Here is a 13,209-nt window from a genome sequence, read left to right on the forward strand (position 1 = left end):
CTACTTTATTGTTTTAGTTTTAGGAAGGTTAAAAAAATCGAGAGAAAAGGCTTATAGTGATTTTCCACACCATAAGCCTTTATTGTCAGATTACATATTTCGGCGGTACTGGCCACCTACTTCATATAATGCCCGTGTAATTTGCCCAAGACTTGCTACTTTCACGGCCTCCATTAATTGTTCAAAAATATTTTCACCATTCACTGCTGCTTGTTTCAATCTCTTAAGGGTTGCATCTAATTGATCTTCATTGTTCTTCTGGAATTTACGTAAGTTTTCAATTTGCAATTCTTTCTCTTCCTGTGATGCACGTGCAATTTCCATACTATTAATCTCATCAGCTGAAGGTGGGTTCGGGTTCAAATAGGTGTTGACTCCAATGATTGGGAGTTCTCCCGAATGTTTCAGCATTTCATAGTACATCGATTCTTCTTGAATCTTTCCGCGTTGATATTGCGTTTCCATTGCACCTAAAACGCCTCCACGGTCATTAATCTTTTCAAATTCATTTAGTACTGCTTCTTCCACTAAGTCCGTTAATTCCTCAATAATAAACGATCCTTGAAGTGGGTTTTCGTTTTTCGTTAAACCATGTTCTTTCGTAATAATCAGCTGAATCGCCATTGCACGACGAACTGATTCTTCCGTTGGCGTTGTAATGGCTTCATCATATGCATTCGTATGAAGAGAGTTACAATTATCATGCAAGGCCATTAATGCTTGCAATGTTGTACGAATATCATTGAAATCAATTTCCTGTGCATGTAGAGAGCGCCCAGATGTTTGAACATGATATTTCAATTTCTGTGAACGACTATTCGCACCATATTTCTCCTTCATAGTAGTAGCCCAAATTCGGCGAGCGACACGGCCAATTACACTATATTCCGGATCTAATCCATTGGAGAAGAAGAATGATAAGTTTGGTGCAAAATCATCAATATTCATTCCTCGACTTAAATAATACTCAACGAAGGTAAATCCGTTCGCTAATGTAAAGGCTAATTGTGAAATAGGATTTGCCCCTGCTTCTGCGATATGATAACCCGAAATGGATACAGAATAATAGTTTCTTACTTGATTTTGAATAAAGTATTCTTGAATATCACCCATTAGTTTTAATGCAAATTCTGTAGAGAAAATACATGTATTTTGTCCTTGGTCTTCTTTTAAAATATCTGCCTGAACAGTTCCACGGACCGTTTGCAATGTTTGAGCTTTCACATCTTCGTATTCATGTTGGCTAAGTGGACGTCCCAGCTCTTTTTCTTTCCTTTCAACTTGCTGGTCAATCGCTGTATTCATAAACATAGCTAGAATAATAGGAGCTGGACCATTAATCGTCATGGATACAGATGTGGATGGATGACAAAGGTCGAAGCCAGCATATAATTTCTTCATATCATCCAATGTACAAACATTCACACCACTTTCCCCAACTTTCCCGAAAATATCAGGGCGATGATCCGGATCTTCTCCGTACAACGTAACAGAGTCAAATGCTGTACTTAAACGTTTCGCTGAATCATCCTTTGATAAGTAATGGAATCGTTTATTGGTTCTTTCCGGTGTTCCTTCTCCAGCGAATTGACGTTTCGGATCTTCCCCTTCACGTTTAAATGGGAACACCCCAGCTGTATAAGGATAGGATCCCGGAACATTTTCTTTATAGATCCATTTCACAATTTCCCCAAAATCTTTATATTTTGGAAGAGCAACTTTCGGTATATCTAAGCCAGACAAACTTTTCGTCGTTAACTCTGTCACGATTTCTTTGTCGCGAATTTTCGTTATCAATTGCTTCTGTGAGTATTGATCCTTTAATTTCTCCCAGCCTTGAATCATCTTTCTCGTTTCTGGCAAGATTTTTTCTTCTATGCTTTCTTTTAATGCACGTAACGAAGCAAGTACTTCCTCATTCTTCTCTCTCAATTCTAATTGCTCAATGGTTCCCTCAATTTGGAATAATTTCCGTGCTAAATCTGACTGTTGCTCTGCTCTCTTATGATAATTTCGAACAGTATCGACAATTTCTCGTAAATAAAAACGACGATCATTTGGAATAATGATATTTTGTTTGCTCACATCGACATCTTTGCTAAATGTAGTGACCCAATTAAGTTCTTTTTTCTCGTTCACTATTTCAACTAAAGCTGCAAATAAGGCATTTGTTCCTTGGTCATTGAATTGGCTCGCAATGGTTCCATAGACTGGCATATTTCCAAGGTCTTCATGGAAGCGCTCGCGACTTCTTTGATACTGCTTTTGGACTTGTCGTCTTGCGTCTTCAGATCCTTTTCGCTCAAATTTATTAATAACGATAAGATCAGCGAAGTCAATCATATCAATTTTTTCCAATTGAGTAGGCGCACCAAATTCACTTGTCATAACATACATTGAAATGTCGCAAATTTCAGTTATTTCCGCATCCCCTTGACCAATTCCACTAGTTTCCACAATCACGAAATCATAACCGGCTGCTTTTACCACGTTAATGGCATCTTTAATCGCAAGAGATAGTTCCGATCTTGAGTTACGTGTAGCTAAACTTCTCATATACACCCGCGGGTTGAAAATCGCATTCATCCGAATTCGGTCACCAAGCAAAGCTCCGCCTGTCTTTTGCTTCGTTGGGTCAACGGATAAAATCGCTACCTTTTTATTCGTAAATTCATTTAAAAACCGGCGAATCAATTCGTCCGTAAGAGAACTCTTTCCAGCTCCCCCTGTACCCGTAATCCCTAAAACGGGAACTGGCTTTGCTAATGTCTTTACTTCACTAAAAATTGCTTCTGCTGCTGCGGCGGCCTCTTGTTTGGCATCGACTTGATACTCAGCTAATGAGATCAGTCTTGAAATCGATGGAATATGACCATCTTTTAATTTTGAAACTTCTTCTTGGATGGAATTTGTCACTGTAGGAAAATCACATTCTTGTAGCATCATGTTGATCATGCCTTGTAGGCCGTACTTACGACCATCTTCTGGGGAAAACACTCTGGCGATTCCGTATTCGTGGAGTTCATCAATTTCTCGAGGTAGAATAACACCGCCTCCACCACCATAAATTCGGATATGAGAAGCTCCTCTTTCTTTTAGTAAATCATAAGTGTATTTAAAGAATTCCATATGTCCACCTTGGTAGGACGAAATAGAAATTCCTTGTACATCCTCTTGAATAGCAGCATTTACAATTTCCTCGACGGAGCGATTATGTCCCAAATGGATGACTTCCGCCCCACTAGCTTGTAGAATTCTTCTAATAATATTGATCGACACATCATGTCCATCGAACAAACTTGAAGCTGTCACAAAGCGTAAATGATTTTTTGGCTTATAAATTTCTACTTTATTATTCATTGGTATCCCCCTTGTTTTTTGGTTTGAAACCGTTTATTCCCGAAAATAAAAAGTTTGTTTGCATCTCAATGTATTCCTCAAGTGAAAACGCTTTCTTCAAAGACCAACGTCTAAATCCCCACATTTGTCCCTCTACAAAAATGTTATGTGCTAAAAGTCGGACTTCTTTGTCTCTCATTTCTAATTCACCATTTTCAATACAACGACGAATTAAGATCTCAAACATCCCCACCATATCCATTTCCTTACGTAGCACATATGGCAACGCGTCTTTTGAAAGTGATTTTGCTTCTTGGTACATAACAAGCACTTCATCTTGTAATTCATCCATTACGTTGAAATAGTAGGCAATTCCTAATTTCAAACTTTCCAGTGTTCCCTCTGACAAAGTAATCTGTTGTAATCTGTCTGATACTTGATCATAGATGCTATCACAAACTAAATAGAGAATATCTTCTTTTGTACGAATATATTCATATAATGTACCAATGCTAAAACCAGCTGCTTTCGCAATTTCACGTGTTGTTGTCCGGTGAAAGCCCTTCTGCTTAAAGAGATGTACTGCTCCCCTTATCATTTCATCTCTTCTTTTTTGAACTAGTTGTTGATCTTTCACTGTTGCATGCACTTTTCTTTTCGAATTCAATTTAATCGACCGCCCCTTATCATTTCTCCCTTCAAATGGAAATAATTTCTTACCCCATGTATCCATCCTTTGTAAAAGCAAAGAGGATCACTTCATGTCTAACCCCGCAAAATATATTCGTATATATATCATTTCATTTCCTACCGACTACATACCGTATATTCTTTAGTGAGCTAGACGATTTCAAGTCATCCTCTTCATAAGTAATTCTCGCTTTCTCATCAAAACGAAGCGATATTCACCAATGTGGAGAAGGGTGAACGAAATAAATCATTGCCTTATTTCGTTACCATTCGAGAGATTACTAATCTTTGAATTTCTTGTGTTCCTTCGTAGATTTGCGTTATTTTTGCATCGCGCATATAACGCTCAACCGGATAATCTTTCGTATATCCGTATCCACCAAAAATTTGAACAGCTTCTGTTGTTACTTTCATAGCTGTATCTCCTGCCAATAATTTTGACATAGCAGATGCTTTCCCATATGGAAGACCTTCAGACTCTAACCAAGCTGCTTGATAGGTTAATAAACGAGATGCTTCAATCGAAGTAGCCATGTCAGCGATTTTGAATGAAATCCCTTGGTTTGCAACAATTGGTTTACCAAATTGTTTACGTTCTTTTGAATATTCAATGGCTGCATCTAACGCACCTTGTGCAATTCCAACCGCTTGTGCTGCGATTCCATTTCGGCCACCATCAAGAGTCATCATCGCTACTTTAAAGCCATCGCCTTCTTCCCCTAGTAAATTTTCCTTCGGTACTCGGCATTCTTCCATAATAATTTCCGTTGTAGGAGATGAACGAATTCCTAGTTTCTTTTCTTTCTTTCCAACTGAAAATCCTTCAAATGAACTTTCAACGATGAATGCACTTGTTCCGCGGTGTTTTTGTGTTGAATCTGTCATGGCAAATACAACATAGATATCCGCAATCCCACCATTTGTAATAAAGATTTTAGAACCATTTAGTACGTAGTGGTCACCTTCTAGACGTGCAGTTGTTTTCATTCCACCTGCATCAGATCCAGAACCAGGCTCTGTTAAACCGTAACCTCCAATTTTCTCACCTTGTGCCATTGGTTTTAAATATTTTTGTTTTTGTTCCTCTGTACCAAATTTATAAATTGGCCAACCTGCTAGGGAAGTATGGGCTGATAATGTTACCCCTGTAGATGCGCAGACACGTGAAAGTTCTTCTACAGCAATACAATACGCGAGGTAATCCATTCCACTCCCACCATATTGCTCTGGCCAAGGAATACCTGTAAGTCCTAATTCAGCCATTTTGTCGAAAATTTCGCGGTCAAAACGTTCTTCTTCATCTCTTTCAGCAGCAGTTGGTGCTACCTCATTTAGTGCAAAATCACGAACCATCTTACGAATCATTTCATGTTCTTCTGATAATTGGAAATTCATATTTTTTCCCCCTTATTTTATTAATTGTTTACTAATCACTATTCGTTGGATCTCACTCGTTCCTTCATAGATTTCAGTAACTTTTGCGTCACGGAAATAACGCTCAACTGGATAATCTTTCGTATATCCGTATCCACCAAATACTTGAATTGCTTCCGTTGTCACTTCTACAGCTGTTCTTGAAGCATATAGTTTCGCCATGGATGCTTCTTTCCCGCATGGTAATCCAAGAGCACGTAGATTAGCAGCACGATAAACTAATAGTTTGGCAGCTTCCACTCCCGTCGCCATATCTGCTAATTTAAATCCTACCCCTTGTTGTGCTGCAATAGGCTTACCAAATTGGACACGTTCTTTTGCATATTCTGTTGCTGCTTCCAGAGCTGCTTCAGCAATTCCAAGAGATTGTGAAGCAATTCCAATGCGACCAACATCTAAATTGGCCATCGCAATTTTGAAGCCTTGACCTTCTTCCCCTAGAAGGTTTTCAGCTGGTACTACCATATCTTCAAATGTTAATTGAACAGTACGAGACCCGTGTAATCCCATCTTATCTTCATCTTTTCCGATGATTAATCCTGGTGTACCTTTCTCCACGATAAAGGCAGAAATCCCTTTGCTCCCTGCTTCTGGGTTAGTGGAAGCAAAAACAACATATGTATCTGCTTCTCCCCCGTTTGTAATAAATACTTTTGAACCATTAATTATATATTGATCCCCTTGTTTGACTGCTCGAGTTTTCAAGCTTGCCGCGTCTGAACCAGCACTAGGTTCTGTTAAGCAAAATGCTCCCAAATATTCTCCCGCCGCTAATTTCGGTACATACTTTCTTTTCTGCTCTTCATTTCCAAAGTATAAAATCGGATTGGTTCCTACTGAAGTATGCACAGAAAGAATCACACCGACTGTTGCGCTTACTTTCGACAATTCATTGATTGCAATAATATAGGATGTGAAATCCATATTACTGCCACCATATTCTTCTGGAATCGTAATTCCCATCAGCCCTAATTCAGCCATTTTCTTAATAATCTCTCTTGGAAATTCCCCTTCTTCCATACTTTCAACAAAAGGTGCAATCTCAGTTTGGGCAAAATCCCTGACCATTTTACGCATCATTTCTTGCTCTTCTGTAAATAAAAGCTTCACAATTATGTCCCCCTTTTTCATGCTGCCATGTCAAATCGAACATCCTTCCACTTATTACTCGTAAGTGTAGAATCCTCTGCCAGTCTTCTTACCTAACCAACCCGCTTTTACATATTTTCTCAATAATGGGCATGGGCGATATTTATCATCACCGAATCCCTCATGAAGGATTTCCATAATGTACAAGCATGTATCAAGACCAATAAAGTCAGCTAATGTTAATGGTCCCATTGGATGGTTCATCCCAAGCTTCATCACATCATCGATCGCTTCTTTTGTTGCTACCCCTTCATATAAAGTATAGACAGCCTCGTTAATCATTGGCATTAGAACACGGTTCGAAACAAATCCTGGAAAGTCATTTACTTCGACTGGTACTTTGCTTAATGCTTTCGTTAAATCTTCAATCGCTTGATAGACTTCATCTGTCGTTGCTAGACCGCGAATAATTTCAACTAATTTCATAACAGGAACTGGATTCATAAAATGCATTCCAATTACTTTTTCTGGACGTTTCGTTGCAGCTGCAATTTCTGTAATAGGTAATGACGAAGTATTTGACGCTAAGATTGTTTCTTTTGGTGCAATTTCATCAAGCTGTTCAAAGATCTTTGTTTTAATTTCCATATTTTCAACAGCTGCTTCAATGACTAAATCAACAGATGAAGCGTCTTGGAGATTAGTGGATCTTGTAATATTAGCTAATACTTGATCTTTATCCGCTTCTGTCATTCTTCCTTTATCCACTTGTCTTGTTAAATTTTTAGTAATGACTCCGAGTCCTCGATCTAAAAATTCATCCTTTAAATCATTTAGTACTACTTGAAATCCTGATTGGGCGCATACTTGGGCAATACCGGATCCCATTTGTCCTGCTCCAATAACCATTATTTTTTGGATTTTCATCATTTGTTCCCCCTAAATGTTTACAATCTATCAAAATAATTCGCAAGATCGTTCTTGATTATTGCTTTGGTACTTCAATCATGATGGCGTCCCCTTGACCCCCACCACTACAAATTGCCGCAATCCCAATACCTCCGCCTCGTCTTTTCAATTCATAGGCTAATGTTAAAATGATTCTCGCTCCACTAGCACCGATTGGGTGACCTAATGCAACCGCTCCACCATTGACATTCACCTTATTAGGATCAAGATTAGCGATTTTCATACTAGCAAGAGCAACAGCAGCAAAAGCCTCGTTAATTTCAAATAAATCAATTTCTTCTACTGTTTTCCCTGTCTTTTTCAGAAGCTCATTAATGACTAAACCTGGTGTTTGTGGAAAATCGGCTGCTTCAATTGCAATAGCTGAATGTCCTAGTATATAGGCCAATGGCTGCTTTCCTTCTTTGGCAGCACGTTCTTCATTCATGACGACAAGTGCAGCTGCCCCGTCATTTACACCTGGTGCATTACCAGCTGTAATGGTACCGTTTTTATCAAAAGCTGGAGAAAGTTTTGAGAGTTTTTCTAAAGAAGTGTCTTTCCGTGGTGCTTCATCCATCGAAACCGTGATAGGTTCTCCTTTTCTTTGTGGTACTTCTACTGGAACAATTTCATCTTGAAACTTCCCTGACTCGATTGCTTGAATAGCTAGTTGATGACTTCGGTAGGACCATTCATCTTGGGATTCTCTTGATAGATCCATTTCTTCGGCTGTTTTATTCCCATATGTCCCCATATGTACTCCGGAGAAACTGCATGTTAATCCATCATGAACCATTAAATCGATGACCTTCGCATCCCCCATTCGTAGACCATTTCTTACTTTTGGAAGAAAATAAGGTGCATTTGACATGGATTCCATTCCACCAGCCACAATCACCTCTTCATCCCCAGCACGAATAATTTGATCCGCCAATGTAACACTTCTTAACCCTGAAGCACAAACTTTATTTACTGTTTCGGTTTTTACATTCCAAGGAATCCCAGCCTTTCTAGCGGCTTGGCGAGATGGAATTTGCCCTTGACCTCCTTGTAAAACAGTTCCTAAAATTACTTCATCCACTTCATCTGGAGATACATTTGCTCTTTGTAGTGCTTCTTTGACCGCAATTCCTCCAAGTTCGACTCCTGTAAGAGAACTTAGTGAACCGCCAAACTTTGCAAAAGGTGTACGTGCCCCTCCTAAAATAACCGTTCTAACCATTCCAATCACTCCTTTCACATTGGTAAACGCTTTCACTTCTTCGACTGAACGCTCGCTCGCATAAAATGATGAAGGAAAGGGACAGATTGTCCCTTTACCTCTATTCTATAAGAAATTTGTCTGAATTTAAACAATTTTATTAAAAAATCATAAATTTATTAGATGATCATGCTAGATTCCCTAAAGTTCGTTCATTTTCCAAGTATTCATGCACATTCCCTTGGTTATTTCGGGGACCTTGTTTCTTTGTTTAGCTAGATTAAGATGCGACCGTGTCATTCTTCGGCTCCCCACAGACCGCTTTTTCAAGAATTTCAGCAACATCAAGTGTAGATACTTTGTCCTCTACTTCCTTCGCCTTCGTTCCGTCAGATAGCATTGTCAAGCAGTAAGGACAACCTGAACTAATAACGGATGGATTCACATTTAAAGCTTGTTCAGTACGCGCAACATTGATTCGATGCCCTGTATCTTCCTCCATCCACATAAGTCCTCCACCTGCTCCACAGCACATTCCTGTTTCACGGTTACGTTCCATTTCAATTAATTTCACACCTGAAATTGATTTTAAGATTTCACGTGGAGGATCGTATACTTCATTGTAGCGCCCTAAATAACAGGAATCATGGAAAGTGATGGTTTCATTTACTTCGTATTTAGGAACTAATTTTCCTTCTTTCACAAGCTTCGCTAACAATTCTGTATGATGATACACCTCTGCTTCTAAACCAAAATCAGGGTATTCATTCTTAAATATATTGTATGCATGTGGATCAATCGTGACGATCTTTTTCACATCATTTTTCTCAAATTCTGCAATATTAGCTGTTGCTAACTCTTGGAATAAGAACTCATTTCCTAGACGGCGTGGAGTATCTCCAGAGTTTTTCTCCTTATTTCCAAGTATTGCAAATTTCACACCTGCTTCATTTAATAATTTAGCAAAGGATAGAGCGATCTTTTGGCTTCGGTTATCAAATGCACCCATAGCGCCAACCCAGAATAAATATTCGAATTCTTCTCCGGCTTTCTTCACTTCTTTTACAGTAGGTACATGGATATCCTCTCTGCCTTCACGCCAATTTTCCTTCTCTTTGCGGTTTAATCCCCAAGGGTTTCCTTGACGCTCGATATTTTGCATCGCTCTTTGTGCGTCAGCATCCATTTTCCCTTCTGTTAAGACAAGATAACGACGTAAGTCAATAATTTTGTCAACATGTTCGTTCATAACTGGACATTGATCTTCACAGTTACGACACGTTGTACAGGCCCAAATTTCCTCTTCTGTAATGACATCCCCAATTAAACTTGGGTTATATTCAAGTGTTGCTGCAGCTTCCCCAGTACCTTGAGCTTGTGCTAATGCTAGTTGATTCCCCTTTGTATTAGAAAAAGCAAACGTTGGTACCCATGGTTGCTTCGATGTCACAGCAGCACCATGTAATGTCAGATGATCACGGAGTTTTACAATCAAATCCATCGGGGAAAGAATCTTCCCTGTACCTGTCGCTGGACACATATTCGTACATCTTCCACATTCTACACATGCATATAAATCAACTAGTTGAAGTTGATTGTAATCTTCAATTTTCCCTACACCAAAAAACTCTTGAGATTCATCTTCAAAGTCAATCGGTCTTAATTTTCCAGGCTTGTCTAAACGGTTTAAATATACGTTCGCAGGCCCAGCAAGTAAGTGAGCGTGTTTTCCTTGTGGAACATACACTAAGAACACAAGTAGTGTGACTAAATGAATCCACCACATCACATAAAACACTGTGATAGCGGCAACTTCACCTATACCGGCAAATGCGACACCAATGGCAGAAGCAACGGGTTCAGACCATGCCCAATGCACGTTCCCTCCTTCATGCCAAATTAAATCCATTCCATTTCCAATTAGAACGGAAACCATCAGCGTTCCAATAAAAATTAATACAAGTCCTGATTTTAAACCGCGTTTTAAACGTACAAGCTTTTCGATGTAACGACGATAAAACGCCCAGACAACCGCCACTAAAATAACAAGTGTGACAATCTCTTGGAAGACTTTGAATCCTTCGTACAATGGCCCTAAAGGTAAATGAGAGCCTGGAACAATTCCTTTCCAAATAAAATCAATGGCTCCAAATTGAACTAGGAGAAATCCATAGAAGAACATAACGTGGTATGCTCCACTTTTCTTATCCTTCAACAATTTCTTCTGACCAAAAACAAAAACCCAAATTTTGTTCAGACGTTCCTTTACATTATTATCGAACTCTACTTTTTTCCCTAACTTAATATATTCAATACGCGTTTTGACCACGTATAGAAACAATCCAACTCCGTAAGCGATTACAAGAATGGTTGCAATTAAGTTAATCCATAATAATCCGTTCATACCTTAGTAAACACTCCTTCCCAAGATGTCATCATCTTGCCCCCCTTTTTGCAAAAATGAAAAATTTTCAGAATGTTTCTTAACTCTATTATATAGTGAATGAGCATTCAGTCAACGCTTTTTATTAAAAATTTTAATCGGGAAATTTTTCCATGATGTTGAAGGGGAGATTTTGAATTTAAACTACTAGGAAAAGGGCAGACTATCTTGTACTAGAAATATAACATGTTTTTCTGAATTTGATTAGTCTTTATTTTTTAAAAATTTTTAAAACAAGAGAGGGATTTCCCATTGATATGGTTATGGACCAGTTTGTTCATCGCAATATTTTTATTTTTTTTGATCATATTAGATTTTCGATTAGGGGAAAAAGCATTTCGTCAAAAAGCAGACATCCGACATTTTCCACCTCGCCATAGTGATATGAAATTGTACAATGATGGGCCTGAATTATTTCACGATTTGTTTGAGGATATAGCAAAGGCTAAAAAAAGTGTCCATACCCTTTTTTATATTGTGAAAGATGATCAATTTAGTCAACAATTTCTTTCCCTACTAGAGAAAAAGGCAGAACAAGGAGTAAAGGTGAAACTCCTTATGGATTGGCTTGGTTCCTATAAAGTAAAAAAATCTACCATTCGTCAATTAAAAAAGAATCATGTTGACATTGCCTTCACACACAAATCGCGTCCGCCATTTTTCTTTTATACTCTCCAAAAAAGAAATCATAGGAAAATTACCGTAATTGACCATGAAATTGCTTATCTTGGCGGCTTTAATGTTGGGAAGGAGTATATAAATCAAGATAAAAAACTTTCACCTTGGAGAGATTATCATATAAAAATCATTGGCGAAGGAGTTCATGATCTTCAACAGGAATTTCTTTTAAATTGGAAAAATGCGACGGGAGTAGATTACTTGCAAGAAAAAGCTTATTTCCCTCCTCAACCGAAAGGGAATATTCGACACCATTTTCTTTCGACTGAAGGAGTTGGCTTAGAGGGAACCTTTTATGAATTTATTTCGAATGCGAAATATTCGATCATCATCGGATCCCCTTATTTCATCCCTAGTCAAAAAGTTTTTTGCGCTTTAATAGACGCCCTAAACCGTGGGGTTAAAGTGACCATTCTAATTCCAAAGATGGCCGACCACCTAATGGTGAAAGAAGCGGGGTTATCCTATTTAAAAAAGCTCCTCGAACTAAATGCGGAAGTGTATTTATATTTAAATGGATTTTATCATGCGAAAGTATATATATTTGACGACAAAATTTGCGATGTAGGAACAGCCAATTTCGATCAAAGAAGTTTTTTTATTAACGATGAATGCAATTGCTTAATTCACGATGAAATCTTTATTCAAAAAGTAAAGCACATGTTTCTCGTAGATCTTAATAATTCAGAAAGGCTCACTATAAAACAATTGCAGAAAGCTAGTTACTTCACAAAGTTCAAAATGATGATCGGCAAAATGATTGCACCATTTTTGTAAAAACAAAAGCAGAAGCGCCTTGATCATCGGCGTACGGATTTCGTAGTCTTTAACTGAGATAAAGGAAACACAGCGAGGTCCTTTTCGAGCTGATGTTGACTTATCGTAGGGAAAAGACGGAGAAATTCGCTAGACGATAGGCGCTGTTGCTAGACGAAAACAAAAGCAGAAGCGCCTCGTACATCGGCGTATGAATTTCGTAGTCTTTGACTGAGATAAAGGAAACACAGCGAGGCAGTTTTACGAGCTGATGTTGACTTATCGTAGAGAAAAGACGGAGAAATTCGCTAGACGATAGGCGCTGGAGCTAGTAGTGGATAACATTTTTAAAAGGTTATCCACTGTTTTAAATTTTATCCCTAACTAGACTTCCCTCAACGAAAAAAAGATTGAAATAATGGAGAAAGCCATGTGATGATCTTGAATCCAAGATAAATTCCAATAATCCCTGCTATTCCGGCAAGTGCTGGTGGGGCCGGAATGGGTAGTCGAAAAATGGCGAAAATAACTCCTACAGTAAAACCACAAAGTAAGGATAAGAAGACTTCTTTCACGATTTTCCCCCTTTATTATTTTTCCTTATTATGTTACTTGATTTTCCCTCTAT

General features: G+C 38.4%; 9 protein-coding genes. 1 reads left to right on the plus strand and 8 read right to left on the minus strand.

What is annotated here, in order from left to right; genetic code table 11:
- Positions 1-90: 90 nt before the first annotated feature.
- The 7 genes from icmF to J2S13_RS02810 form a co-directional block, all read right to left on the minus strand.
- Positions 91-3,360 (minus strand): fused isobutyryl-CoA mutase/GTPase IcmF, encoded by a 3,270-nt coding sequence (gene icmF / locus J2S13_RS02780; protein ID WP_307256162.1) that lies wholly within the window; start codon positions 3,358-3,360, stop codon positions 91-93.
- Positions 3,353-4,006 carry a TetR/AcrR family transcriptional regulator gene (locus J2S13_RS02785; RefSeq protein WP_307256163.1) on the minus strand — a complete coding sequence of 218 codons (654 nt, stop codon included), beginning with the start codon at positions 4,004-4,006 and terminating at the stop codon, positions 3,353-3,355. Before J2S13_RS02785 ends, icmF begins: the two co-directional genes overlap by 8 nt.
- Before the next feature lie 278 nt (positions 4,007-4,284).
- A complete protein-coding gene (locus tag J2S13_RS02790) occupies positions 4,285-5,424 on the minus strand; it encodes an acyl-CoA dehydrogenase (protein WP_307256164.1) in 1,140 nt (379 codons plus the stop codon).
- A 12-nt stretch (positions 5,425-5,436) separates the two neighbouring features.
- Positions 5,437-6,573: an acyl-CoA dehydrogenase gene (locus J2S13_RS02795; RefSeq protein ID WP_307256165.1), complete on the minus strand. Its 1,137-nt coding sequence runs from the start codon at positions 6,571-6,573 to the stop codon at positions 5,437-5,439.
- A 54-nt stretch (positions 6,574-6,627) separates the two neighbouring features.
- Entirely contained in the window at positions 6,628-7,479 is an 852-nt protein-coding gene (locus tag J2S13_RS02800; RefSeq protein ID WP_307256166.1) for a 3-hydroxybutyryl-CoA dehydrogenase, read from the minus strand.
- Positions 7,480-7,537: 58 nt separating this feature from the next.
- Entirely contained in the window at positions 7,538-8,725 is a 1,188-nt protein-coding gene (locus tag J2S13_RS02805; protein ID WP_307256167.1) for an acetyl-CoA C-acetyltransferase, read from the minus strand.
- Between the two features lie 259 nt (positions 8,726-8,984).
- Positions 8,985-11,108: a (Fe-S)-binding protein gene (locus J2S13_RS02810; protein WP_307256168.1), complete on the minus strand. Its 2,124-nt coding sequence runs from the start codon at positions 11,106-11,108 to the stop codon at positions 8,985-8,987.
- 291 nt (positions 11,109-11,399) lie between these two features.
- Here J2S13_RS02810 and cls point away from each other — a divergent pair, with 291 nt between their 5' ends.
- Entirely contained in the window at positions 11,400-12,602 is a 1,203-nt protein-coding gene (gene cls / locus J2S13_RS02815; RefSeq protein ID WP_307256170.1) for a cardiolipin synthase, read from the plus strand.
- 374 nt (positions 12,603-12,976) lie between these two features.
- On the opposite strand, the gene J2S13_RS02820 is transcribed toward cls, so the two are convergent.
- Complete coding sequence (locus tag J2S13_RS02820) at positions 12,977-13,156, minus strand: XapX domain-containing protein (RefSeq protein ID WP_307256171.1); 180 nt, start codon at positions 13,154-13,156, stop codon at positions 12,977-12,979.
- Between the last annotated feature and the right edge of the window lie 53 nt (positions 13,157-13,209).

Source organism: Oikeobacillus pervagus (assembly GCF_030813365.1).
GTDB classification, from domain to species: domain Bacteria; phylum Bacillota; class Bacilli; order Bacillales; family DSM-23947; genus Oikeobacillus; species Oikeobacillus pervagus.